Origin of the sequence: Microlunatus parietis, from assembly GCF_013407955.1 — a bacterium.
Taxonomy (GTDB): domain Bacteria; phylum Actinomycetota; class Actinomycetes; order Propionibacteriales; family Propionibacteriaceae; genus Microlunatus; species Microlunatus parietis.
Map to the genome: position 1 here is coordinate 5594062 of NZ_JACCBU010000001.1, position 24678 is coordinate 5618739.

Here is a 24678-nt window from a genome sequence, read left to right on the forward strand (position 1 = left end):
GACGCACGCTCAGGAGGTCCAGCGGAAACTGGCCCGGGCCGCGATCCCGCTGATCACCAACCAGCCCGCCAGCACCAGGACCGGCCACCACAGCGGAGCGCCGGCCGCGGCGGCTCGCAGGCCCTCGCCGAGCGCGCCGGTGGGCAGGAACGGAAGGATCGGGCGCAGGGCGGCGGGGTAACCGTCGATCGGGATGACCAGACCTCCAGCGGCGGCGAAGATCAGGTAGATCAGGTTCGCCAGGCCCAGCGTTGCCTCGGCGCGCAGCCGACCGGCCAGCAACAGGGCCAGGCAGCTGAACGTCGCGATCGCCAGCACCATGATCACCAAAGCTGCCAGCGCCGGCACCGGGCCGAACCGGGGTCGCCAGCCGAGCAGCAACCCGACCACGAAGATCACGATCAGCTGGCCGACCACGATCATGATCACGGCGAGGGTCTTGCCGGCCAGCAGGCCGGGGCGCCCGAGCGGCGTCGCCGCGAGGCGTTCCAGGACTCCATAGCGACGTTCGAAGCCAGTCGCGATCGCCACCGACGTGAAGGCGCTGGACCAGACCGCGAGCCCGAGCACCGACGGGACCAGGCTGCCGAGGTCGCCGAACGGCCCGCCGACGATCCGTCCGATGATCATGACGCCGACCGGGATGACCAGCGCCAGCAACAGTTGCTCACCGTTGCGGACCAGGAGCTTCGCCTCGATGATCGCGTGCTGCAGGATCCGGCGGGATGCCGGAGCGGCCGCCGGGGCCGGCGTGAAGTCCAGGGTGGTCATGGCGTTCCCGGGTGGGTCGACGACAGGAAGATCTCCTCCAGGCTGGCGCCGCCCGCAGTCAGCTCCGCCACCGTACCGGCGATCTTGATCACGCCGCCGTCCAGGATCGACACCTGGTCGGCCAGCGCCTCCGCCTCCTCCATCGCATGCGTGGTGAGCAGAATCGCCACCCCCGCGGTACGGAGCTCGCGCAGCAGTCCCCAGGTCGCCCTGCGTGCGTGCGGATCCATTCCGGCGGTCGGCTCGTCGAGGAAGATCAACTTCGGCCGGCCGATCAGCGCGCCGGCGAGATTGACCGCCTGCTGCTGGCCGCCGGACAACCGCCGGTACGGGATCCGGGCGTACGCGTCGATGCCCAGCCGAGCTTGCAGCACCGCGGGATCGTGCGGCTCGCCGTACAAGCTGCTCAGATAGCGCAACAACTCACCGGGCCGCACCCCCGACCAGGCCCCGGTGCTCTGCGGCATCATGCCGACCCCGGCCAGCGCCGCCGGAGTCCCCGGAGCGGCACCGAGCACCGAGATCCGGCCGCCGTCGGGGGTGATCAGGCCGGCACAGCACCGGATCAATGTCGTCTTGCCGGCACCGTTCGGGCCGAGCAGAGCCGTCAGTCGGCCGGGCTGCACGCCCAGGTTCACTTCGGACAGGATGCGGCGACCGCCGAGCCGTACCGAGAGTCCCTCGATCGTCAGGGCGGGATCCGGCTCGGGCACGGAAGCGATCCTACGGCGCCCGGATTCGGTTAGCGTGTCGACATGGACCTCCCCGTACCGCCGCCGGTGAAGCCGATGCTGGCCAAGTCGGTCAAGCAGATCCCGGCCGGCGACTTCAGTTACGAACCGAAATGGGACGGCTTCCGCTCGATCATCTTCCGTGACGGCGACGAGGTGGAGATCGGCAGCCGCAACGAGCGGCCGATGACCCGCTACTTCCCGGAGATGGTCGAGGCGGTCAAGGCCAACTTCCCCGATCGCGCCGTGATCGACGGCGAACTGATCGTCATCGGCGAGAGCGGCGACCGGCTCAACTTCGACCTGCTGCAGCAGCGGATCCATCCGGCCGCGAGCCGGGTCAAGCTGCTGTCGGAGCAGACCCCGGCCCGGTTCATCGCCTTCGATCTGTTGGCGCTCGGCGACGAGGACTACACCGACCGCCCGTTCACCGAACGCCGGGCCGCGCTCGAGCAGGCCCTGGCGGCGGCCGATGCGCCCGTTCATCTCACCCCGGTCACCCGTGACGCGAAGCTGGCGGAGGACTGGTTCACCCAGTTCGAGGGCGCCGGCCTGGACGGCGTTGTGGCCAAGGGACTCGACGTGACCTACCAGCCGGACAAGCGGGTCATGTTCAAGATCAAACACGAACGGACCGCGGACTGCGTGGTGGCCGGCTACCGAGTTCACAAGAGCGGCCCCGACGCGATCGGCTCGTTGCTGCTCGGCCTCTACAACGACGACGGTGATCTTGCTTCCGTCGGCGTGATCGGCGCTTTCCCGGCGGCCCGGCGGAAGGAGTTGTTCACCGAGCTGCAGCCGCTGGTGACCACGTTCGATGATCATCCGTGGGCCTGGGCCAAGCAGGAGGAGGGCACCCGGACGCCGCGCAACGCCGAAGGCAGCCGGTGGAGCGGCGGCAAGGACCTGTCCTTCACACCGCTGAGGCCGGAGCTCGTCGTCGAGGTCCGGTACGAACACATGGAGGGCGTCCGGTTCCGGCACACGGCCCAGTTCAACCGCTGGCGCCCGGACCGAGACCCGAGCTCGTGCACGTACGAGCAGCTCGAGGAGCCGGTGAAGTTCGACCTCGGCGACATCCTGGCCGGCTAGACGCATGAGCGAACGGAGTCTTGAGGAGCTGGCCGACCTGGCCACGCCCTGGGCGATCCGGGTCGTGATCACGCTCGGCGTACCGGAGTTGCTGGCCGACGGAGCGCGGCCGGCGGATGACCTCGCTGCGGCCACGGATTGTGATGCCGCCTATCTGCGCCGGATTCTCGCGCACCTGGCCGGGCGCGGGCTGTTCCGGCAGGAGCAGCCGGGCCGGTTCGCGCTGACCGAGGCCGGGCAGCAGTTGCGGGGTGAGGGGGCTCGGCTCGGCTACGACCTGGACGGGGTCGGTGGCCGGTTCGCCCACGCCTGGACCACGCTCGCCGATGCCGTCAGAGAAGGCAGGCCGGTCTACGCCGAGAAGTTCGGCCGACCGTTCTGGGAGGATCTGGCCGCTCACCCGAGGCTGTCGGCGGACTTCGACGCGATGATGGGCCCGGCCGGGCACGGCGAGCCCGATCCGCGGATCCTGCCCGAGCAGGCCTGGGCCGGCGTGACCAGGATCGTCGATGTCGGCGGCGGCGCGGGCTACAAGCTCGCCGCGCTCCTGAAGGCCCGGCCGGAGCTGCGCGGGACCCTGGTCGAGCTGCCGCCGACGGCCGCGCGGGCCGAGCAGGTCCTGGCCGAGGCCGGTCTGGCGGATCGGTCCGAGGTGGTGGCGCAGAGCTTCTTCGAGCCGCTGCCGCCGGGCGCGGACCTCTACCAGCTGTCCAGCATCATCAACGACTTCCCGGACCCGGAGGCCGTCGCGATCCTGACCCGGTGCGCCGAGGCGGCGGGCCGGACCGGACGGGTCCTGGTCCGTGGCGGCGTCGCCGACGACGACCATCAACCGTCCGGCCTCGAGGTCGAACTGGTGCTGCTCGGCGGCCGAGTCCGCGGACTGGCCGAGTTCACTGCCCTGGCCGCCCCCGCCGGTCTGAGGATCAAGGATCTGCACCGTCCGCCCGCCGGCCTGGTCGCGGAACTCGTGGTCGACGCGTCCAACTGACGGCCGGCTCAGAGGTCGGGCGGCAGGTCCCGGCCGTCGCGCTCGGCGCCGCCGTTGGCCGTGTGGTGGCGCAGGTTGATGATCGCGGCGACCAGGCCGCCCCAGATGATCACCATCGCCACGAGCATCATGATGATCGCCGCGCCGCTCATGCCGCCTCCTCCGGGACCCGGTCGGGTTCGTAGCCGTCGACCTGCGTGCCCGCCCGCCACCTGGTCCGGCCCGCGATCAGGCCGAACACCAGCGACGCGACTGCGATGCCCCAGCCGAACACCGCGAGCATCCACAGCGGATAGCCCTCGTACGGCTCGCGCAGGTCCGTGATCAGCTGCTGCACCAGCACCACGGTGAGCCCCACCGGGACGACGCCGCCGATGAGCACGTTCCACCACCGGCCCAGCCGCACCGAACCTTGCTTGTTGTGGTGAGCCGCCAGCTCGGGCAGCGCCCTGGCGCCCCAGGCCACCGCGAGGGTGCTCACCACCGCGGCGAGCAGGATGCCGTACTGGTTGACGAAGTGATCCACGATGTCGAGCACGCTCAGCCCGCTCGCCGTCGAGAAGAACACCAGGCTGACGGCGGCGGCGGGCACCGTCACGATCAGCGTCGCCCGGACCCGGGTCAACTCGAACTTGTCCCGGACTGCGGAGATCACCACCTCGAGGACGCTGATCAGCGAGGTGATGCCGGCGAGCACCAACGAGCCGAAGAACAGCACGCCGAGCAACCCGCCGACGGGCGCCTGGCTGATGATCGTCGGGAACACGATGAACGCGAGTCCGATGCCACTGGCGACCACCTCGGTGACTTCGACGCCCTGGGCCTGCGCGAGGAAACCCAGCGCCGCGAACACGCCGATGCCCGCGAGCAGCTCGAAACCGGAGTTCGACAGCCCGACCACGAGCCCGGAGCCGCTCATGTCGGTCTTGCGCCCCACGTACGAGCTGTACGTGATCATGATTCCGAAGCCGACCGACAGCGAGAAGAAGATCTGGCCGAGCGCGGCGCCCCAGACGCCCGGCACCAGCAGCGCCGACCAGTCGGGCGTGAAGAGTGCGTCGAGACCGGTCGCCGCGCCCGGCAGCAGCAGCGCCTGCACCACCAGCGCGCCGAACGCGACCATCAGCAGCGGGATGAAGATCACCGCGGTGCGGCCGACGCCCTGCTGGACGCCGAGAGCCATGATCACGATGGTCACCAGCCAGACGGCCGCGAGCGGCACCAGCACGCCCGGGACGACGGCGAAGGAGACGCCGTCGGCGACCTGCAGGAACTCCTGCATCAGGAATCCTTCCGGGTCGTCGCCCCAGGCCTGGGTGACGGAGAACCCGGTGTAGCTCACCGCCCAGGCGATCACCGCGGCGTAGTAGACCGCGATCGCGACGCAGATGGCGACCTGCCACCAGCCGATCCCCTCGGCCCAGCGGCGTAGCCGGGCGAACGCCAGCGGCGCCGAGCCGCGGAACCGGTGCCCGAGGGCGTAGTCGAAGAGGAGGAACGGCAACCCGGCGACGACCAGCGCGACGATGTACGGGATCACGAAGGCGCCGCCGCCGCCCTCGTAGGCGACGTAGGGGAACCGCCAGATGTTGCCGAGTCCGACCGCGGAGCCGATCGCGGCCATGATGAACACGGTGCGGGAGGAAAAGGCCCCGCGTTTGGCCTCCGTTGCGGTGTCGGTCATCTTCCTCCGTCCGGGATCGGTGGCGACCACGCTAGCGCCGTCGTCCTGGGCGGGCCAGCCTTCCGCGAAACCCGGGCCTGCGGTTAGTCCACCCTTATTTGAAACCAAACGGCGAATAAGAGCACACTGGTGTTGTGAAAAACGCGGACGCTGATTCCTCGACCAGGCAGCGGGTCGCGTCCTCGATCCTCGAGTACGGCCCGTCCACCGCGGCGGCGCTGGCCGAACGCCTCGATCTTACGGCGGCGGCCATTCGCCGCCATCTCGACGTGCTCACCGAGCAGGGCCAGATCGAGGCCCGGGAACAGCGCGTGTACGGGCATCGCGGGCGCGGGCGCCCGGCCAAGGTGTTCGTGCTCACCGACGCAGGCCGGCAGGAGTTCTACGCCGCGTACGACGAGCTGGCGATCTCCGCGCTCGACTACCTGCGCGAGCACGCCGGGCCGGACGCGGTGGCAGCGTTCGCCGAGGCCCGGATCGCCGAGACCGAGCAGCGCTACGCGCGGATCCTGGCCCAGTCCGGGCCCGACGTCACGCCGGCCGAGGCGCTGGCGGCGGCCCTGTCGGACGACGGCTACGTCGCGGCGAGCCGACCGGCCGGCACCGGCGAGCAGCTGTGCCAGCACCACTGCCCGGTCGCGCACGTGGCCGAGCGGTTCCCCGAGCTTTGCGAGGCCGAGACCAGGGCTTTCGCCCGGCTGCTCGGCGTCCACGTCCAGCGGCTGGCGACGATCGCCCACGGCGACGGCGTCTGCACCACCCATATTCCGAAGGCCACCACCGAAACCGCAACCGAAAGGTCTCACTCATGACGCAGACCCCCGACATCGCGAACCGTCCCGTCGGCACCGGTCACACCCAGGAGGAACACCTGGAGGCGCTCGGTAAATACCAGTGGGGTTGGGCCGACTCCGACACCGCGGGCGCCGCAGCGCGCCGCGGGTTGAGCGATGACGTGGTCGCCGACATCTCCCGGCTGAAGAGCGAGCCGGACTGGATGCTCGACCTGCGGCTCAAGGGACACAAGCTGTTCCGGCGCAAGCCGATGCCGACCTGGGGCGCCGATCTCTCCGGCATCGACTTCGAGAACATCAAGTACTTCGTCCGTTCCACGGAGAAGCAGGCCGCCAGCTGGGAGGACCTGCCCGAGGACATCAAGAACACCTACGACAAGCTCGGCATCCCGGAGGCGGAGAAGGCCCGCCTGGTTGCCGGCGTCGCCGCCCAGTACGAGTCCGAGGTGGTCTACCACAAGATCAACGAGGAGCTCGAGAAGCAGGGCGTGGTGTTCCTGGACACCGACACCGCGCTGAAGGAGTACCCGGAGCTGTTCCAGGAGTACTTCGGCACCGTGATCCCGGTCGGCGACAACAAGTTCGCCGCGCTGAACACGGCGGTCTGGTCCGGCGGCTCGTTCATCTACGTGCCGAAGGGCGTCCACGTGGAGATCCCGCTGCAGGCGTACTTCCGGATCAACACCGAGAACATGGGCCAGTTCGAGCGGACCTTGATCATCGTCGACGAGGGTGCCTACGTGCACTACGTCGAGGGCTGTACGGCGCCGATCTACTCGTCCGACTCGCTGCACTCGGCGGTGGTGGAGATCGTGGTCAAGAAGAACGCCCGGTGCCGCTACACGACGATTCAGAACTGGTCGAACAACGTGTACAACCTGGTCACCAAGCGCGCCACCTGCGAGGAGGGCGCGACCATGGAATGGGTCGACGGCAACATCGGCTCCAAGGTGACCATGAAGTACCCGGCGGTCTACCTGATGGGCGAGCACGCCCGCGGCGAGACCCTGTCGGTCGCGTTCGCCGGCGAGGGCCAGCACCAGGACGCCGGCTCGAAGATGGTGCACTGCGCGCCGCACACGTCGTCCTCGATCATCTCGAAGTCGGTCGCCCGCGGCGGCGGCCGGGCCTCGTACCGCGGGCTGGTGCAGGTCGACGCCGGGGCGCACCACTCGGCCTCGGTGGTGAAGTGCGACGCGCTGCTCGTCGATCAGATCAGCCGCTCCGACACGTACCCCTACAACGACATCCGCGAGGACGACGTCTCGATGGCCCACGAGGCGACCGTGTCCAAGGTGAGCGAAGATCAACTCTTCTACCTGATGTCGCGCGGGCTGGAGGAGGACGAGGCGATGGCCTTGATCGTCCGCGGCTTCGTCGAGCCGATCGCCCGCGAACTGCCGATGGAGTACGCGCTCGAGCTGAACCGGCTGATCGAGCTGCAGATGGAAGGCGCGGTCGGCTGACGCCGATCGGCTCCTTCGACAGGCTCAGGACACAAGACCAAAGACAGAAAGCGAAACTGTGACGACGACAACCCCGAACGTCGCTGGTGCGGTCGAGACCAGTGACCGGGTGGCCAGCCACCTGCACCCGGAAGGGTCCTTCGCGGTCGATGATCATGCCGTGCCGACCGGGCTCGAGGAGGTCTGGCGGTTCACCCCGCTGAAGCGCCTCCGCGGCCTGCACAAGGACGCCCCGTTCGGCGGTGGCACGATCACGCTGGACGCCGTGCTGCCCGAGGGCGTCACGGTGTCCGAGGTGCCGGCCGACGACGCGGTGGTCGGGTCCAGCGGCTACGTGCCGGCGGACCGGATCAGCGCGCGGGCCTGGCAGGCGGCCGAGACGGTGACCGTGATCAAGATCGCCAAGGAGGCCGTGGTGGCCGACGCTGCGGTGATCACCCACACCGGGTCGAGCACCGAGACCGCGACCGCCGGCCATGCGGTGATCGTCGCCGAGCCGTTCTCCAAGGCGACCATCGTGCTCCGCTTCGAGGGCAGCGCGACCGTCGCCGACGTGATCGAGATCGTCGTCGGCGAGGGCGCTCAGCTGACCGTGGTCAGCGTGCAGGACTGGGCCGACGACGCGGTGCACCACACCTCGCAGCACGCCCTGGTCGGCCGTGACTCCACGCTGCGGCACGTCGCGATCTCGTTCGGCGGCGACCTGGTCCGGATGAACGCCTCCGTCGCGTACGAGAGCACCGGCGGCGAGGCCGAGCTGCTGGGCCTCTACTTCGCCGACGCCGGGCAGCACCTGGAGCACCGGCTGTTCGTCGATCACAACGCGCCGAAGTCGCGCAGCAACGTCGACTACAAGGGCGCGCTGCAGGGCCAGGGCGCGCACGCCGTGTGGATCGGCGACGTGCTGATCCGCAAGGCGGCCGAGGGCATCGAGACGTACGAGTCGAACAAGAACCTCGTGCTGACCGACGGCTGCCGGGCCGACGCCGTGCCGAACCTGGAGATCGAGACCGGCGAGATCGCGGGCGCCGGCCACGCCGCCACCACCGGCCGGTTCGACGACGAGCAGTTGTTCTACCTGCGCAGTCGCGGCATCGACGAGGCCGAGGCCCGGCGCCTGGTGGTGCACGGCTTCTTCGCCGACATCATCCGCAAGATCGGCATCCCGGCCGTCGAGGACAAGCTGATGCAGGCGGTGGAGGCGGAGCTCGCGATCAACATCGGACTGCCGGCGGCGTCCTGATGAGCTACGTCAGGGCCTGTTCGGCCGCCGAGGTCGCACCGGAATCGGCGATCCCGGTGGACGTCGATGATCACGAACTGGCGATCGTCCATTCGGGCGGTGCCTACTACGCGATCGCCGACGAGTGCTCGCACGCGGCGATCCCGCTCTCCGAGGGCGATGTCGGCGACGGCGAGATCGAGTGCTACCTGCACGGGTCCCGGTTCTCGCTGAAGACCGGCGAACCGCTCGGCCTCCCCGCGACCGAACCGGTCGCCGTCTACCCCTGCAAGATCGTCGACGGCGAGGTTCTGGTCGACGTCACCAACCCCAACTCTGCAACGAACTAGACCAGGAGTCACACCCCACATGTCCAACCTCGAGATCCGCGACCTGCACGTGACGGTCGAGACCGAAGCCGGCACCAAGGAGATCCTCAAGGGTGTCGATCTCACGATCAACAGCGGCGAGACGCACGCGATCATGGGACCGAACGGCTCCGGCAAGTCGACCCTGGCCTACTCGATCGCGGGCCACCCCAAGTACACGATCACCCAGGGCTCGGTGACGCTAGACGGCGAGGACATCCTCGGCCTGACCGTCGACGAGCGCGCCCGGGCCGGCCTGTTCCTCGCCATGCAGTACCCGGTCGAGGTGCCGGGCGTCTCGGTGTCCAACTTCCTCCGCACCGCCAAGACCGCGATCGACGGGCAGGCGCCGAAGCTGCGCACCTGGGCGCGTGACGTCAATACGGCGATGGAGCGGGTCGACATGGACCCCGAGATGGCCAACCGCAGCCTCAACGAGGGCTTCTCCGGCGGCGAGAAGAAGCGGCACGAGATCGTCCAACTGGAGCTGCTCAACCCGAAGTTCGCGATCTTGGACGAGACCGACTCCGGCCTCGACATCGACGCGCTGCGGATCGTCTCCGACGGCGTCAACCGCTACAGCGCCCAGGGCGACCGCGGCGTGCTGTTGATCACCCACTACACGCGGATCCTGCGCTACATCAAGCCGGACCACGTGCACGTCTTCGTCGCCGGCCGGGTGGCCGAGCAGGGTGGCGCGGAACTGGCCGAGCGGCTCGAGGCCGAGGGCTATGACCGCTACGTGAAGGCTGCGCGCGCCGGTGTCTGAGTTCGCCTTCGACGTCGACCACCTCCGGGCCGACTTCCCCATTCTGGAACGGGAAGTGGGCGGCCGGCCGGTGGTCTACCTCGACTCGGCCAACACGTCGCAGAAGCCGCGCTGTGTGGTCGAGGCGATCGAAGATCATTACCTGTACCACAACGCCAATGTGGCGCGGGCGATGCACCAGCTGGGTGCCGAGGCCACCGAGGCGTACGAGGGAGCCCGGCGGATCATCGCCGGCTTCATCGGCGCTCCGCGGTCCGACGAGGTGATCTTCACCAAGAACGCGTCCGAGGCGCTCAACCTGTGCGCCCACACGCTCGGCGCCAAGCTTGCTCCGGGCGACGAGATCGTGATCTCGGTGATGGAGCACCACTCCAACATCGTCCCGTGGCAGTTGCTGGCCGAGCGGACCGGCGCCACGCTGCGCTGGTTCGACGTGACCGAGGAGGGCCGGCTCGACCTGGCCGGCGCCGAGCGGGACGGCTTGATCAACGAGCGGACCAAGATCGTCTCGGTGGCGTACGTCTCCAACGTGCTGGGCACGGTCAACCCGGTCGCCAAGCTCGCCGAGCAGGCCCACGCGGTCGGCGCCGTGCTGGTGCTGGACGCCTCCCAGGCGGTCCCGCAGCTGCCGGTCGACGTCACGGCGACCGGAGCCGACCTGGTGGCCTTCACCGGGCACAAGATGCTCGGCCCGACCGGGATCGGCGTCCTGTGGGGCCGCTACGACCTGCTGGAGACACTGCCGCCGTTCCTGGGCGGTGGCGAGATGATCGAGATCGTCGAGCTGGAACGCTCCACGTTCGCCGCGCCGCCGTACCGCTTCGAGGCCGGCACACCGCCGATCGCGCAGGCGGTCGGGCTGGGTGCCGCAGCCGGCTACCTGTCCGCCGTTGGGATGGACAAGGTGGCCGCGCACGAGCAGGAGATCACGGCGTACGCGCTGAAGGGCCTGGCCACCCTGCCGGGGCTGCGCATCCTGGGCCCCACCGAGCCGGTGGACCGGGGCGGCGCGATCTCGTTCACGCTGACCGCCGGCGGCCTCGACGTGCACCCGCACGACGTCAGCCAGCTGCTGGACAGCAAGGGGGTCGCGGTGCGCGGCGGCCACCACTGCGCCCGCCCGCTGCACAAGCGGTTCGGCGTCCAGTCCTCGACCCGCGCGTCGAGCTATCTCTACACCACCCGGGCCGAGATCGACGTTCTCGTCGACTCCCTGGAATATGTGACGCACTTTTTCGGTCGAGGTAAAGCGTGAACGTCGAGGACATGTACCAGGAGATCATCCTGGACCACTACCGGGAGAAGCATCACAGCGGCCTGCGCGAGCCGTACGGCAGCGAGGTGCACCACGTGAACCCCAGCTGTGGGGACGAGGTGACGCTGCGGGTCCGGCTGGACGGCGACCGGGTCGCCGACGTGTCGTACGACGGCGTCGGCTGCTCGATCTCGCAGGCGTCGACGTCGGTGATGACCGATCTGGTGATCGGCAAGCCGTACGCGGACGGCCTGGAGTTGCACCAGGAGTTCTTGGAACTCATGCAGGGCCGTGGTGAGATCGAACCGAACGAGGATCGGCTGGAGGACGGCATCGCGTTCGCCGGCGTGGCCAAATTCCCGGCCCGGGTGAAGTGTGCGTTGCTCGGCTGGTCCGCATTCAAGGACGCGGTACTCCGCGCGACCAAGGAGAACTGATGACCGAACAGCAGATTCGCGACGAGCTGCCGGAGGTCGACCTGTCCGGCACCCCGCAGCCCGCGGCGCCGATCAGCAAGCCGACCGTGGAGGACCTCACCGAGGCGCTCAAGGACGTCGTCGACCCCGAGTTGGGCATCAACGTGGTCGACCTCGGCCTGATCTACGGGCTCACGGTCGAGGACGACAACTCGGTCACGATCGACATGACCCTGACCTCGGCGGCCTGCCCGCTGACCGACGTGATCGAGGACCAGACCAACACTGCCCTGGAGGGCCTGGTCACGGACTGGCGGATCAACTGGGTCTGGATGCCGCCGTGGGGCCTGGAGAAGATCACCGACGAGGGTCGTGATCAGCTCCGTGCGCTCGGCTTCAACGTCTGAGCCCCCTGGAAAGGATTTGGCCCCCGGCCTTCTCTGGGGAACCCTTGTTCCGTGTTAGTTGCTCATGATCTTGAGGTCCGTGCGGGTGCGCGGTTGTTGTTGGAGCATGCCTCGTTCCAGATCGCTCCCGGGGACAAGATCGGACTGGTCGGCCGGAACGGTGCCGGCAAGACCACACTGACCAAGATCCTGGCCGGTGAGGGACAACCGGAGGCGGGGACCGTGCACCGGCCCGGCTCGGTCGGCTACCTGCCGCAGGACCCGCGGACCGGTGATCTCGAGGTGCTCGCCCGGGACCGGATCCTGTCGGCCCGCGGCCTGGACAAGGTGATCACCAGGCTGCGCCGGGCCGAGCAGCAGATGGCCGATCCCGACGACGAGGTACGCGATCGGGCGATGAACGCCTACACGCGGGCGGAGGCGGAGTTGATCTCCGCCGGCGGCTACGCCGCGGAGGCGGAGGCGGCCCGGATCGCCAGCAACCTCGGGCTGCCCGACCGGGTCCTCGGCCAGCCGCTGCGCACCCTGTCCGGCGGTCAGCGGCGCCGGGTGGAACTGTCCCGGATCCTCTTCTCCGGCGCGGACACGCTGCTGCTGGACGAGCCGACCAACCACCTCGACGCCGATTCGATCATCTGGCTGCGCTGTTTCCTGCAGACCTATCCCGGCGGCATGGTGGTGATCAGCCACGACGTCGCGCTGCTGGACCAGACCGTGACCAAGGTGTTCCATCTGGACGCGACCCGCGCCGTGCTGGACGTCTACGCGATGAACTGGAAGCGCTACCTGCTGCAGCGGGAGACCGACGAGAAGCGCCGCAAGCGGGAGCGCAAGAACGCCGAGAAGAAGGCCGACCAGTTGATCACCCAGGCGGCCAAGATGGGCGCCAAGGCGACCAAGGCCGTTGCGGCGCAGAACATGGCGCGCCGCGCCGAACGGCTGCTGTCCGGCCTGGAGGAGGTCCGGGTGGCCGACAAGGTGGCCAAGATCAGGTTCCCGGACCCGGCGCCGTGCGGGAAGACGCCGTTGACGGCCACCGATCTGAGCAAGAACTACGGGTCGCTCGAGGTGTTCACCGGAGTCGATCTTGCTATCGACCGGGGCAGCCAGGTGGTCGTGCTCGGCCTCAACGGCGCCGGAAAGACCACCCTGCTGCGGATTCTGGCCGGTCTCGAGGAGTCCGACACCGGCCAGGTGCACAACGGTCACGGGCTGCGGCTCGGCTACTACGCGCAGGAGCACGAGACGCTGGAGCTGGACCGGTCCGTGCTGGACAACATGAAGTCCGCCGCTCCTGATCTTGGTGAGACCGAGGTACGCAAGGTGCTCGGCTCCTTTCTCTTCTCTGGCGACGATGTGGAGAAGCCGGCGGCCGTGTTGTCCGGCGGTGAGAAGACCCGGCTGGCGTTGGCGATGTTGGTCGTCTCCAGTGCCAACGTGCTGTTGCTCGACGAGCCGACGAACAACCTCGATCCCGCGTCGCGCGCCGAGGTGCTAAACGCGATCAGGACGTACCAGGGCGCCGTGGTTCTGGTCACCCACGACGAGGGAGCCGTCCACGCCCTCGATCCTGATCGGGTACTGGTGCTGCCGGACGGAACCGAAGATCTTTGGAGCCCTGAGTACGCGGAGTTGATCTCGCTCGCGTGATCAAGGTCGACGGCCCGAGCAGTTGATCACCCCTCATTTGAGGCGGAATCACCGCTGATCTTGGTGCGAATTGGAAAAAAGTTCGCGAAAAGTGCTACAAATGATTGATCACTGATCTTGAAATGTCGATCATAAGTCCTGTAAGTCATCGGGCGACCCTGCGCGATGATCCCAAAGTACGAGGAGGGCATGGTGGCCAAGGCACTAGCTAAAGGCTCACGCATCACGGGCGCCCAGCGTGACACGCTGGCCAGCCAGTTTTCCAAGCGGTACGCGTCCGGGGAGAGCATCCGCAAGATCGCTGACGACGCTGGTCGTTCGTTCGGCTTCGTGCACGGCGTGCTGGTCGAGGCCGGGGTAGAGCTCCGCGGCCGCGGCGGCGCGACCCGTGGCGCGGCGAAGAAGGCGCCGGCCAAGAAGGCGCCGGCGAAGAAGGCTCCTGCGAAGAAGGCACCGGCCAAGAAGGCGCCGGCTGCGAAGAAGACCGCGGCGAAGAAGACCGTGGCCAAGGCGCCGGCCAAGAAGGCGGCAGCGAAGAAGGCTCCGGCCAAGAAGGTCGCCGCGAAGAAGGCTCCGGCGAAGAAGGCCGTCGCTACGAAGGCTCCGGCGAAGAAGGCCCCGGCCAAGAAGGTCGCCGCGAAGAAGGCTCCGGCGAAGAAGGCCGTCGCCAAGAAGGCCCCGGCGAAGAAGGCCCCGGCCAAGAAGGCTCCGGCGAAGAAGACGGCGCGCAAGCGCTGACGCCGGTCCGGAAGGTTTCTTGATCAGACCCGGGTGGGGATTCCCGCCCGGGTCTGATCATGTCCGGGTGTTGATCACCGGCTCCGGGCGGCCTGCGCCTTCCGCTCGCGAAGATCACCGCGGATGAAGACCACGATCCCGGCCACCCCGATCGCGGTGAACATGAACCACTGGACGGCGTACCAGAAGTGCGGGCCGTCGGACAGCTCCGGCAGCCGGACCGGCGTCAGTCCGCCTTCCTGCGGCGGGTCGACGGTGATCGCGCCGATGTAGCCGTCCGGCACCGGGTACGGCAGCGCCGCCGCGAGCGCCGGCGAGTTGATCAAGCGGACCTGGCCGTCGGACGGCGTCACGGCGCCGCCGCTGCCCTCCTCGTTCCGGCGGACGTGGCCGATCACCCGGACCTGGCCGGCCGGCGGCGCCGGCGCCACCGTCGGCAGCGGCTCACCGGTCGGTACCGCGACGAAGCCGCGGTCCACCAGCACCCAGCCGGCGTCGGTACGCAGCGGCGTGACCACCTCGTAGCCCTTGGCCTCGGCGCCGTTCGTGTCGGTGCCGTTGCGGAACCGAACCACGAACTGATGATCGGGATCGAAGGTGCCGACCGCCTCGACCCGCTGCCACTGGTCGTCCTCGCCGATCGGGCGGGTGAACACCTCGGTGTACGGCCGCACCGGTGCCTTCTCGTTCGCGATCGTGTGCTCGTTGTGGCCGCGCCGCTCGTCGAGCCGGGCCAGTTGCCAGCGGCCGAGCAGCACGAAGGCGGTGCCGAGCAGGACCACGAAGACGATCAAGGCCGTCCAGCGCACCCAGAGCGGGCGGGCGGGACGGTCGTTCTCCACGTCGGTGCCGCTGGGTTCAGCCACCCGCCGGTCCCTCCTCGGTGGCGGCGACCGGGCCGGGATCGGACGGTCCGGCCTCGGACAAGATCAGTTCGGTCGCCTGCGCGGCGACCGCACCGAGCGCGGCGCCCCGGCCGACCGCGACCCCGACCAGGAACGCGGTCAGCGGCGCCGCCGGGCGCTCCACCTCGTGGGCCGCGTCCCGGGCCAGGTCGAGCACGATGTGCACGGCATCGTCATCCATCGAGATGTCCTCGGTGCCGATCCGGGCGGACAGGGCGGCCAGCCATTCATCGCGGTCCATGATCCACGAGGATAATCGTGGGGGATGATTCCCTTATGGGACGGCTCACCCGCAGGCATCCGGTGCTTCGCTTGACGGCGGAGGAGGAGCGGCGCCGGATCGACGTCCTCGCCGTCGAGGAACCGCTCGAGCTCCGGATCAACGGCGAGCCGTTCGTCGTCACGATGCGCACTCCGGGCGACGATCTCGACCTGGTGCACGGCTTGCTGCACGCCGAGGGCCTGATCACGGGCGTCGCGGACGTCAGCACGGCCCGCTACTGCGGCGGGGCGGGAGAGGACGGCGAGAACCCGTACAACCAACTCGACGTGGCCCTGGCGGCCGGTGTCGCGCCGCCGGCGGCCGAGCAGCGGCGCCAGGTGCTCACCAGCAGCGCCTGCGGGCTGTGCGGGGCCACCTCGATCGACCAGGTGCTGCGGGACGGCCGGTTCGAGCTGACCGACGAGCTGCGGATCGACCGGGCGGTGATCGCGGCGGCGCCGGACCGGCTGCGGGAACAGCAGCGGACGTTCGACAAGACCGGCGGCCTGCACGGTGCGGGCCTGATGGACGCGGCGGGCGACCTGGTCTGCGTCCGGGAGGACGTGGGCCGGCACAACGCGGTCGACAAGGTGATCGGCTGGGCCCTCCGGCAGGACCGGCTGCCGGCCCGCGACCTGGCCCTGGTGGTGTCCGGCCGCGCCTCCTTCGAACTGACCCAGAAGGCCGTGCTGGCCGGGATCGCGCTGTTGATCGCCGTCTCGGCACCGAGCTCGCTCGCGGTCGAGCTGGCCGAGCGCTCCGGACTGACGCTGGCCGGCTTCGTCCGCGGCGGATCGATGAACGTGTACACCCACCCGGATCGGATTCTGGCGGCCCGTAGTAGCGTCACACGGTAACGGCTGAGCACGGAGAAGCCGAGAGGAGAAGCATGGGATCCGCACGTGATCTTGGTCTGCTGGTGCTGCGGCTCGGCATCGGTGGCGCGGTGTTCGCCCACGGCGCGCAGAAGCTGTTCGGTTGGTTCGGCGGCGCCGGCCCCGAGGCGACGGCGGCCAGCATGGAGAGCAAGGGGTTCGAGCCGGGCGACCGGAACGCCCTGCTGTCCGGCGTCAGCGAGACGCTCGGCGGGGCGATGATCGCCGCCGGCCTCGGCACCGGTCCCGCCGCGGCCGCCGTGTCCAGTTCGATGGCGGTCGCCTCGACGACGCACGTCGACAACGGCTACTTCAACAGCAAGGGCGGCTTCGAACTGCCCGCCGCGTACGCGATCTCGGCGACAGCGATCGCGATGACCGGCCCGGGCAAGCTCTCGCTCGACCACGTGACCCGCAACGTGTTCAACAGGAAGTGGATGCGCCGGGTCGCCTACCTGGTCACCTTCGGCCTCGCCGCGTACGTGATCAGCGAGCGGCAGGCCACGCTGGACAGCCGGTCCATGGATCGGGCGAGATCGTAACGAAAGGGAGAGAGAGCGGATGCGTGCGCTGACTGACCGCTACGGCAGAGTGGCCACGGATCTGCGGGTGTCCCTGACCGACCGCTGCAACCTGCGCTGCGACTACTGCATGCCGGCCGAGGGGCTGGACTGGCTGGGCCGCGACGAACTGCTCACGGACGACGAGACGGTCCGGTTGATCGACATCGGGGTACGGCTGCTCGGCATCCGTACCGTCCGGCTGACCGGCGGCGAGCCGCTGCTGCGGAAGAACCTGGAGGGTCTGGTCGCCGCCATCGCCGGGCTCTCGCCGCGGCCGGAGATCGCCCTGACGACGAACGGGATCGGGCTGGACCGCCGGGCCTGGGGACTGCGCCGGGCCGGCCTGGACCGGCTCAACGTCTCCCTGGACACCCTGGACGACGACACGTTCGCCAAGATCACCCGGCGGCGCCGGCTGCCCGACGTGCTGGCCGGGATCCGGGCCGCTCGGGACACCGGGCTGTCACCGGTCAAGATCAACACGGTGCTGCTGCGCGGCGTCAACGACCACGAGGCGCCGGACCTGCTCGCCTGGGCGATCGAGGAGGGCGTCCGGCTGCGGTTCATCGAGCAGATGCCGCTGGACGCTCAGCACGGCTGGCGGCGCTCCGAGATGATCACCGCCGAGGAGATCCTGGCCCGGCTGTCCGAGCGGTACGAGCTCGTCGAGGACCCGGCCGAGGCCCTGCGCCGGGGCAGCGCGCCCGCGGAGACGTACCGGGTGGCCGGCACCGACCACACCGTCGGTGTGATCGCGTCGGTGACCCGGCCGTTCTGCGGGGCCTGCGACCGGGTCCGGCTGACCGCCGACGGACAACTGCGGAACTGCCTGTTCGCCCGCGAGGAATCGGATCTGCGGACCCCGCTGCGGACCGGCTGGTCCGACGACCGGATCGCCGACCGCTGGGTCGCCGCGCTCGCCGGCAAACGGGCCGGTCATGGCATCGACGATCCGACCTTCCTGCAGCCGGACCGCCCGATGTCGGCGATCGGCGGCTGAAATTCGCTTTGGAAAGCCCTTGCCTAAGGCGTGGCAACGCTTAGGCATCTCCTGAGTCAGCTTTGACCCTTATTGAACGTTGCCGCGGTTAGAGTTTTACCTATCAGGTCCGTTATCCCGGGTTCCCGCAGGCTCGGTCGAGAGCGGGCCTGATCACTTTTCCGGCCTCCCTGCCGAACCGCATCCGCGACCGCTTGCGCGCAGCCGCGACTGCTCCTCGCAGCCGCGACTGCTGCACCAGTCGCGGATACGCGCAACGGTCGCGGATTGCGGACGGAATCAGCCTGCGACGGGCTCGATGTCGCGCAGGAAGCCTCGGGCGGACAGGAACGCGGCCAGGGATTCGCGGTGGTCCGGGCAGGCGAGCCATTGCTTGCGGCGGTCCGGGGTGTGGATCTTCGGGTTGTTCCAGAGCAGCGTGTAGCCGGCCGCCTCCTGGCAGCCCTTCGCCGAGCAGATCAGCGGCTCGCCCGGGCCGTCAGGCTGCGTCATCGCGCTTCCGTTCCTCGGGTTCGGGGTCCGGCTCGATGATCCGGACGGCCTCCAGTTGGGGCCGGTCCGGTTCGGCCGTGGGCTCCGCGGCCGGTTCGCTGCGGCCGGCGATGCGGCGGGAGTCCACCTGATTGGCCAGGATCACCGCGATGTAGGGCAGGAAGACCGCGCCCGCGCCGAGCACCCAGCGCCAGACGCCGGGGACGAAGAAGATCGCGATGAAGCAGGCGAGCCGGAACAGCATCGTGATCACGTACCGCTTCTGCCGCCGGCTCAACTCCGCACTCGCGGCGCCCGGCGCGTCCGTGATCACGGCGGCCTTTCTCACAGGGTCAGCCTACGCGTTCGCCCGCGCGGTCGCGGAGTCGGTAGCGTGTCCGCCGTGACTGCAGCAGAACAGGAAGCGTCAACCGAGTCCCGGGTCGTGCTGGTGACCGGCGGCAGCCGGGGCATCGGGCGGGGGATCGCCGAACGGATGGTCCGGGCCGGGCACCGGGTCGCGGCGACCTCCCGGTCCGGCGAGGCTCCGGCCGGCGTGCTCGGGATCGAGTGCGACGTCACCGACGCGGGCCAGGTGGAGGCGGCGTTCGCCCAGGTCGAGGCGGCGTACGGTCCGGTCGAGGTGCTGGTGGCCAACGCCGGGATCAACCGGGACACCCTGGTGATGCGGATGTCCGACGAGGACTGGGACGCGGTGATCGCGGCGAACCTGACCGGAGCGTTCCGGGTCGCCCGGCAGGCCGCCCGGCCGATGATCAGGAACCGGTTCGGCCGGATCATCTTCATCTCCTCCGTCGTCGGCCTGCTCGGGTCGGCCGGCCAGGTTAACTACGCGGCCTCGAAGTCCGGCCTGGTCGGCATGGCCCGGTCGCTGGCCCGCGAGCTCGGGTCCCGCGGCGTCACCGCCAACGTGGTCGCTCCCGGCTTCATCAAGACGGCGATGACCGACGAGCTGGACGACAAGCTGGTCGCGAAGTACGCCGAGCAGATCCCGCTCGGCCGGTTCGGCGAGGTGGACGACGTGGCCGGTGTGATCGAGTTCCTGGCCGGGCCGTCGGGTTCGTACGTCACCGGGGCCGTGATCCCGGTCGACGGCGGCCTCGGCATGGGCCACTGAGCGGCGAGTAGACGAGGAACGGGGACAGTCATGGGAATCCTGCAGGACAAGAACATCCTGGTGGCCGGCGTGACGCTGGACACCTCGCTCGGTTTCGCGACCGCCAAGATCGCGCAGGCCGAGGGTGCGAACGTGATCATCTCCAACTTCGGCCGGGCGATGAGCCTGACCCGGCGGGTGATCAAGAAGCTGGACCCGGTGCCGCCGCTGCTCGAGTTGGACGTCTCCAACGAAGATCATCTGGCCGGCCTGGCCGACGCGCTGCGGGAGCATACGGACCGGATCGACGGGGTGGTCCACTCGATCGCGTTCGCCAATCCGGAGACCGCGCTCGGCGGTGGCTTCCTGACCACGCCGTGGCCCGACGTGGCGACCGCGGTCCAGGTGTCGGCGTACTCGCTCACGTCGCTGACGATGGCCTGCAAGCCGTTGTTCGGCGAGACCGCCGCCGTGGTCGGCTTCGACTTCGACGCGACCGTCGCCTGGCCGGTCTATGACTGGATGGGCGTCTCCAAGGCCGCCCTGGAGAGCACCTGTCGCTATCTGGCGCGCTATCTCGGTCCGGAGGGGGTCCGGGTCAACCTGGTCGCCGCCGGGCCGCTGGACACGCTCGCCAAGCGCGCGATCCCCGGCTCCGAGGAGTTCAACGAGGTCTGGGCCGCCAGGGCGCCGCTCGGCTGGGACACCAAGGACCTGGAGCCGGCGGCGCGGGCCGCGGTCGCGCTGCTGAGTGACTGGTTCCCGAAGACGACCGGCGAGATCATCCACGTCGACGGCGGCGTGCAGATGACCGGCGCCTGACCGACCGCCGCCCGCCGCGGGGTTGACCTTGAGGTGGGCTGAAGGTGTGGGCTGGTCGGCATGGCCGTTTCCGACGACTGGTTCCGTTCGTACGCCGAGTTGGCGCTCCGGTTGGATCGCGCGGTGCGCTCGGCGACCGGCGAGGTCAGCCTGATCTACCGCGAGCCGTCAGCCTGGCAGGAGCGCGTTGCCGCGGAACCTGAACCGGCGCCGGCCGACCTCGTCGTGGCCTGTCAGGCGGTGCGGCGGGAGCTGCCGCTCACCGGACCCCGGGCCGCCTTCGTGGCGGCCCAGCTGGCGGCGATGAGCGCGGTCGCCGAACGGCTGAACGGCGCGGACCGCCCGTTCCTGGCCTACGCGAGCCGCTGCCTCGGGACGCCGCTGCGTCGCGTCCCGGAGGACGAGCTCGCCGCGGCCCATCAGCGGCTGGCCGCTGCTCTGCCACCGGGGCCGGGCTCGCTGGCCGACCGGCTGCTGGCCTGGCGCCAGGCCCACCTCCTGCCGGCCGAGAGGGTCATCGAGTTCGCGCACCGTGCGATCGCGGCAACGGTCGCGCGCACCCGTGAACTCGTCCCGTTGCCGGAAGCGTTGACGATCGACGTCGAACTCGACCCGGGTGCCCATCGCGGTCACTACGAGGGCGGCTCGGCGGGCACGATCTTCCTCAGCAACAGCCAGCCCTTCAACGGCGCCGACCTACTCAACATCGTGGCCCACGAGGGATTCCCCGGCCACATCGCCGAGTCGCTGCTCAAGGAGCCCCTGAACGGGCGCGAGCCCGAACATGCGATCCGCTTCCTGCCGTCTCCGCCGTTCGTGGTCAGCGAGGGGATCGGGCTGCATGCGCAGTACGTGATCTTCCCGGACGACCAGGCGCAGCGATGGCTCACCGACCAGGTCTTCGTTCCGCTGGGGAGGGCCACGACGGGTGACTTCGCGGCGATCCACCGGGCTCGCGACGCCCTGTGGGGCGCCTGGGTCAACGCGGCCATCCTGGCCGCGGAGGGCAGCGGCGACGGTGAGCTCGGTGGGTACCTCCGGCGGTGGGCCCTACTGTCGGAAGCCGAAGCCGCCTGGGCCGTCACGGCCGTCCGCTCGCCGGCCATGGGCGCCTACGTCCTTGGCTACCAGGCCGGGCACCGGCTGGTCGGCGACTGGCTGGATCGCCCCGATCGAACCGACCGGTTTCGCCGGCTGCTCACCGAGCCCACCCTGCCCGGAGACCTCGGCTCCCGCTCCGATCCGGCCGATGATCACGATCCGGTGCGCTAATCTTCCGGCATGAGGCCCGCCATTCTGCTTCTTCGCCGGCCGCGCTGACCAGCTTTCACGGTCCGCGCGGCAAGCCCCTCACGCCTTTCGGCGGAGGGGTTTTCGCTTTCGATTGACCAGGGCAGAACGACCGGAAGGACCCGGCAGTGAGCAACGGAGCACCCGACGAGGGCGTACCGGCCCATCGGTACACGGCGAGCGTCGCCGGCGAGCTTGAGGAGCGTTGGCAGCGGACCTGGGCCGAGCGCGGCACGTTCGAGGCGCCGAATCCCGCCGGGCCGCTGGCCGGGCCGGTGCCGCCGGACAAGCTGTTCGTTCAGGACATGTTCCCGTACCCGTCCGGGGCCGGACTGCACGTCGGGCATCCGCTGGGCTTCATCGGCACCGACGTGTTCGCCCGCTACCACCGGATGACCGGGCGGAATGTGCTGCACACCATGGGCTTCGACGCGTTCGGGCTGCCCGCCGAGCAGTACGCGGTGCAGACCGGCCAGCATCCGCGCACCACGACCGAGCGGAACGTCGAGCGCTACCTGAGCCAGCTCCGCCGGCTCGGGCTGGGGCACGACGAGCGCCGCCGGATCGTCACCACCGACCTCGGCTACTACCGCTGGACCCAGTGGATCTTCCTGCAGATCTTCAATGCCTGGTACGACGAGCGGCAGGGCCGGGCCCGGCCGATCGCCGAGCTGGAGGCCGAGTACGCGTCCGGCGACCGGGCCCTGCCGGACGGCCGGCGGTGGGCCGAACTGACCCGGGCCGAGCAGCGGATGATCATCGACGACCAGCGGCTGGCCTACCAGTCCGAGGCACCGGTGAACTGGTGTCCCGGGCTGGGCACCGTGGTGGCGAACGAGGAGGTCACCGCGGACGGCCGCAGCGACCGGGGCAACTTCCCGGTGTTCAAGAGGTTCCTGCGGCAGTGGAAGATGCGGATCACCGCGTACGCCGACCGGCTGCTGGCCGACCTGGACGACCTAGACTGGCCGGACAAGATCAAGACGATGCAGCGGAACTGGATCGGCCGGTCCACCGGGGCTAGCCTCCGGTTCCCGGTGCTCGAGCGGCCGGACGCGGAGATCGAGGTGTTCACCACCCGGCCCGACACCGTGTTCGGCGCGACCTACCTGGTCCTGGCGCCGGAACACCCGACCGTCGAACTGATCATCGCGGAGTCCTGGCCGGACGGCACTCCGGCGGACTGGACCGGCGGGGCGGCGACGCCCGCCGACGCGGTCGCGGCCTACCGACGCGCCGCCGCCCGGAAGTCGGACCTGGACCGGCAGGAGAACCGGGACAAGACCGGGGTGTTCCTGGGCCGGTACGCCAGCAACCCGGCGAACGGGGCCCGGATCCCGATCTTCGTCGCCGACTACGTGCTGATGGGCTACGGCACCGGCGCGATCATGGCCGTGCCCGGTCAAGATCAACGGGACTGGGACTTCGCCGAGCAGTACGCGCTGCCGATCATCCGCACCGTGCAGCCGCCAGCCGACTTCGACGGCGAGGCCTACCTCGGCGCCGGGCCGGCGATCAACTCTGCCTTCCTGGACGGGCAGGACGTCGACGAGGCCAAGAAGTCGATCATCGAATGGCTCGAGGCGCACGGGCACGGCGAGGGCCGGACCCAGTACAAGATGCGGGACTGGCTGTTCGCCCGCCAGCGCTACTGGGGCGAGCCATTCCCGATCGTCTACGACGAGCATGATCAACCGGTGGCGCTGCCCGATCACCTGCTGCCGGTCGCGCTGCCCGAGGTGGACGACTACACGCCGCGCACCTTCGATCCCGACGACGCCGACTCCGAGCCGTCGCCGCCGCTGTCCCGGGCCACGGACTGGATCGAGGTCGAACTCGATCTCGGTGAGGGGCCGAAGACGTACCGCAGGGACGCCAACGTGATGCCGCAGTGGGCCGGTTCGTCCTGGTACCAGCTGCGCTACGTCGATCCGACCAACGCCGAGCGGATCTGCGAACCGGAGAACGAACGCTACTGGCTGGGGCCGCGACCGGAGCAGCACGGCGCGGACGACCGTGGTGGAGTTGATCTTTACGTCGGTGGCCAGGAGCACGCCGTGCTGCATCTGCTGTATGCCCGGTTCTGGCAGAAGGTGCTGTTCGACCTGGGCCACGTCAGCAGCTCCGAACCGTACCGCCGGCTGTTCAACCAGGGCTACATCCAGGCCTACGCCTACACGGATGCGCGCGGCAGCTACGTGCCCGCCGAGGAGGTGACCGAGACCGACGGCCGGTACTTCTGGAACGGGCAGGAGGTCCGCCAGGAGTACGGCAAGATGGGCAAGAGCCTGAAGAACGTCGTGACGCCGGACGAGATGTGCGAGCGGTACGGCGCGGACACGTTCCGGTTCTACGAGATGGCGATGGGACCGATGGACGTGTCCCGGCCCTGGTCCACCAAGGACGTGATCGGTGCGCAGCGGTTCCTGCAGCGGGTCTGGCGCAACGTGATCGACGAGGACACCGGCGAGCTCAAGATCAACGAGGACCGGCCGGACGACTCGACGCTCCGGGCGCTGCACCGGACGATCGCCGGCGTGCGCGACGACTACGCGAATCTGCGGTTCAACACGGCCGGCGCGAAGTTGATCGAGCTGAACAACCACCTGACCAAGGTGTACGGCGAGCGGCCCTGCCCGCGCGCGGTGATCGAGCCGCTGGTGCTCATGCTGGCGCCGCTCTGCCCGCACCTGGCCGAGGAGTTGTGGCAACGGCTGGGACACGCCGCATCGTTGGCGCACGGGCCGTTCCCGACGGCCGACGAGCGCTACCTGACCGAGGCGACGGTCGAGTACCGGATCCAGGTCAACGGCAAACTGCGCGGCCGGGTCACGGTGCCGGCCGGGGTCGCGCGCGACGACCTGATCACCGCGGTGCTGGCCGACGAGCGGATCGCCGGCCTGCTCGGCGGTGCCCAACCGCGGAAGACGATCGTGGTCCCGGACCGCCTGGTCAACCTGGTGATCTGAGCCGGTGCGACTGATGTGATCCGATCGTGACGTCCGGGATCGGTCCGGGT

At 69.4% G+C, this 24678-nt stretch carries 27 protein-coding genes; 19 read left to right on the top strand and 8 right to left on the bottom strand.

Annotated features, from left to right (window positions below):
• Window positions 1-9: 9 nt before the first annotated feature.
• Together BKA15_RS26945 and BKA15_RS26950 are read right to left on the bottom strand one after the other, a co-directional pair.
• Window positions 10-771, bottom strand: a complete 762-nt coding sequence (locus BKA15_RS26945; protein WP_179756190.1) for an ABC transporter permease — start codon at window positions 769-771, stop codon at window positions 10-12.
• On the bottom strand, window positions 768-1484 hold the full coding sequence (locus BKA15_RS26950) for an ABC transporter ATP-binding protein (RefSeq protein ID WP_179756192.1): 717 nt from the start codon (window positions 1482-1484) through the stop codon (window positions 768-770). Before BKA15_RS26950 ends, BKA15_RS26945 begins: the two co-directional genes overlap by 4 nt.
• 42 nt (window positions 1485-1526) lie before the next feature.
• Here BKA15_RS26950 and BKA15_RS26955 point away from each other — a divergent pair, with 42 nt between their 5' ends.
• Both BKA15_RS26955 and BKA15_RS26960 read left to right on the top strand, forming a co-directional pair.
• The gene (locus tag BKA15_RS26955; protein WP_179756194.1) at window positions 1527-2594 is read left to right on the top strand and encodes an ATP-dependent DNA ligase; all 1068 of its coding nucleotides are present in this window, start codon (window positions 1527-1529) and stop codon (window positions 2592-2594) included.
• A gap of 4 nt (window positions 2595-2598) precedes the next feature.
• Window positions 2599-3585 (top strand): methyltransferase, encoded by a 987-nt coding sequence (locus BKA15_RS26960; RefSeq protein WP_179756196.1) that lies wholly within the window; start codon window positions 2599-2601, stop codon window positions 3583-3585.
• 8 nt (window positions 3586-3593) lie between these two features.
• Here BKA15_RS26960 and BKA15_RS26965 read toward each other — a convergent pair whose 3' ends face one another.
• Window positions 3594-3737 carry a methionine/alanine import family NSS transporter small subunit gene (locus tag BKA15_RS26965; RefSeq protein WP_179756198.1) on the bottom strand — a complete coding sequence of 48 codons (144 nt, stop codon included), beginning with the start codon at window positions 3735-3737 and terminating at the stop codon, window positions 3594-3596.
• Window positions 3734-5269, bottom strand: coding sequence for a sodium-dependent transporter (locus BKA15_RS26970; protein ID WP_179756200.1), 1536 nt, complete (start codon window positions 5267-5269; stop codon window positions 3734-3736). Before BKA15_RS26970 ends, BKA15_RS26965 begins: the two co-directional genes overlap by 4 nt.
• A gap of 134 nt (window positions 5270-5403) precedes the next feature.
• Between BKA15_RS26970 and BKA15_RS26975 the strand changes: the two genes are divergently transcribed.
• From BKA15_RS26975 to BKA15_RS27020, 10 genes are all read left to right on the top strand, one after another.
• Window positions 5404-6081, top strand: coding sequence for a helix-turn-helix transcriptional regulator (locus BKA15_RS26975; protein WP_179756202.1), 678 nt, complete (start codon window positions 5404-5406; stop codon window positions 6079-6081).
• Window positions 6078-7529 carry a Fe-S cluster assembly protein SufB gene (sufB, locus tag BKA15_RS26980; protein ID WP_179756204.1) on the top strand — a complete coding sequence of 484 codons (1452 nt, stop codon included), beginning with the start codon at window positions 6078-6080 and terminating at the stop codon, window positions 7527-7529. Before BKA15_RS26975 ends, sufB begins: the two co-directional genes overlap by 4 nt.
• A gap of 58 nt (window positions 7530-7587) precedes the next feature.
• Entirely contained in the window at window positions 7588-8772 is a 1185-nt protein-coding gene (gene sufD, locus BKA15_RS26985; protein WP_179756206.1) for a Fe-S cluster assembly protein SufD, read from the top strand.
• Window positions 8772-9101 (top strand): non-heme iron oxygenase ferredoxin subunit, encoded by a 330-nt coding sequence (locus BKA15_RS26990; RefSeq protein WP_179756208.1) that lies wholly within the window; start codon window positions 8772-8774, stop codon window positions 9099-9101. The genes sufD and BKA15_RS26990 overlap by 1 nt, the downstream gene beginning before the upstream one ends.
• A gap of 19 nt (window positions 9102-9120) precedes the next feature.
• Window positions 9121-9888: a Fe-S cluster assembly ATPase SufC gene (gene sufC, locus BKA15_RS26995; protein WP_179756210.1), complete on the top strand. Its 768-nt coding sequence runs from the start codon at window positions 9121-9123 to the stop codon at window positions 9886-9888.
• A complete protein-coding gene (locus BKA15_RS27000) occupies window positions 9881-11143 on the top strand; it encodes a cysteine desulfurase (RefSeq protein WP_179756212.1) in 1263 nt (420 codons plus the stop codon). Before sufC ends, BKA15_RS27000 begins: the two co-directional genes overlap by 8 nt.
• A complete protein-coding gene (gene sufU / locus BKA15_RS27005; RefSeq protein ID WP_179756214.1) occupies window positions 11140-11580 on the top strand; it encodes a Fe-S cluster assembly sulfur transfer protein SufU in 441 nt (146 codons plus the stop codon). Before BKA15_RS27000 ends, sufU begins: the two co-directional genes overlap by 4 nt.
• A complete protein-coding gene (locus BKA15_RS27010) occupies window positions 11580-11966 on the top strand; it encodes a metal-sulfur cluster assembly factor (RefSeq protein WP_179756216.1) in 387 nt (128 codons plus the stop codon). The genes sufU and BKA15_RS27010 overlap by 1 nt, the downstream gene beginning before the upstream one ends.
• Window positions 11967-12017: 51 nt before the next feature.
• Entirely contained in the window at window positions 12018-13616 is a 1599-nt protein-coding gene (locus BKA15_RS27015; RefSeq protein ID WP_179756217.1) for an ABC-F family ATP-binding cassette domain-containing protein, read from the top strand.
• Window positions 13617-13781: 165 nt separating this feature from the next.
• Window positions 13782-14354 carry a helix-turn-helix domain-containing protein gene (locus tag BKA15_RS27020; protein ID WP_179756219.1) on the top strand — a complete coding sequence of 191 codons (573 nt, stop codon included), beginning with the start codon at window positions 13782-13784 and terminating at the stop codon, window positions 14352-14354.
• Window positions 14355-14428: 74 nt separating this feature from the next.
• Here BKA15_RS27020 and BKA15_RS27025 read toward each other — a convergent pair whose 3' ends face one another.
• A complete protein-coding gene (locus BKA15_RS27025) occupies window positions 14429-15220 on the bottom strand; it encodes an SURF1 family cytochrome oxidase biogenesis protein (protein WP_179756222.1) in 792 nt (263 codons plus the stop codon).
• Window positions 15213-15500, bottom strand: coding sequence for a DUF6457 domain-containing protein (locus BKA15_RS35065; RefSeq protein WP_218871594.1), 288 nt, complete (start codon window positions 15498-15500; stop codon window positions 15213-15215). Before BKA15_RS35065 ends, BKA15_RS27025 begins: the two co-directional genes overlap by 8 nt.
• 35 nt (window positions 15501-15535) lie before the next feature.
• On the opposite strand from BKA15_RS35065, the gene fdhD reads away from it, so the two are divergent.
• The 3 genes from fdhD to moaA are packed head-to-tail and all read left to right on the top strand — an operon-like array spanning window position 15536 to window position 17959.
• Window positions 15536-16378: a formate dehydrogenase accessory sulfurtransferase FdhD gene (gene fdhD / locus BKA15_RS27035; protein ID WP_179756224.1), complete on the top strand. Its 843-nt coding sequence runs from the start codon at window positions 15536-15538 to the stop codon at window positions 16376-16378.
• Between the two features lie 32 nt (window positions 16379-16410).
• Complete coding sequence (locus tag BKA15_RS27040) at window positions 16411-16938, top strand: DoxX family protein (protein WP_179756225.1); 528 nt, start codon at window positions 16411-16413, stop codon at window positions 16936-16938.
• A gap of 19 nt (window positions 16939-16957) precedes the next feature.
• The gene (moaA, locus tag BKA15_RS27045; protein WP_179756227.1) at window positions 16958-17959 is read left to right on the top strand and encodes a GTP 3',8-cyclase MoaA; all 1002 of its coding nucleotides are present in this window, start codon (window positions 16958-16960) and stop codon (window positions 17957-17959) included.
• A gap of 279 nt (window positions 17960-18238) precedes the next feature.
• Here the strand turns inward: moaA and BKA15_RS27050 are convergent, their stop codons facing one another.
• Entirely contained in the window at window positions 18239-18451 is a 213-nt protein-coding gene (locus BKA15_RS27050; protein WP_179756229.1) for an acetone carboxylase, read from the bottom strand.
• On the bottom strand, window positions 18438-18779 hold the full coding sequence (locus BKA15_RS27055; RefSeq protein WP_179756231.1) for a DUF3099 domain-containing protein: 342 nt from the start codon (window positions 18777-18779) through the stop codon (window positions 18438-18440). Before BKA15_RS27055 ends, BKA15_RS27050 begins: the two co-directional genes overlap by 14 nt.
• A 54-nt stretch (window positions 18780-18833) precedes the next feature.
• Between BKA15_RS27055 and fabG the strand changes: the two genes are divergently transcribed.
• From fabG to leuS, 4 genes are all read left to right on the top strand, one after another.
• Window positions 18834-19568, top strand: a complete 735-nt coding sequence (fabG, locus tag BKA15_RS27060) for a 3-oxoacyl-ACP reductase FabG (protein ID WP_312879404.1) — start codon at window positions 18834-18836, stop codon at window positions 19566-19568.
• Window positions 19569-19598: 30 nt separating this feature from the next.
• Complete coding sequence (fabI, locus tag BKA15_RS27065; RefSeq protein ID WP_179756235.1) at window positions 19599-20369, top strand: enoyl-ACP reductase FabI; 771 nt, start codon at window positions 19599-19601, stop codon at window positions 20367-20369.
• Window positions 20370-20429: 60 nt separating this feature from the next.
• Window positions 20430-21641 carry a hypothetical protein gene (locus tag BKA15_RS27070; RefSeq protein ID WP_179756237.1) on the top strand — a complete coding sequence of 404 codons (1212 nt, stop codon included), beginning with the start codon at window positions 20430-20432 and terminating at the stop codon, window positions 21639-21641.
• 146 nt (window positions 21642-21787) lie between these two features.
• On the top strand, window positions 21788-24628 hold the full coding sequence (gene leuS / locus BKA15_RS27075; protein WP_179756239.1) for a leucine--tRNA ligase: 2841 nt from the start codon (window positions 21788-21790) through the stop codon (window positions 24626-24628).
• The last annotated feature ends 50 nt before the right edge of the window (window positions 24629-24678 follow it).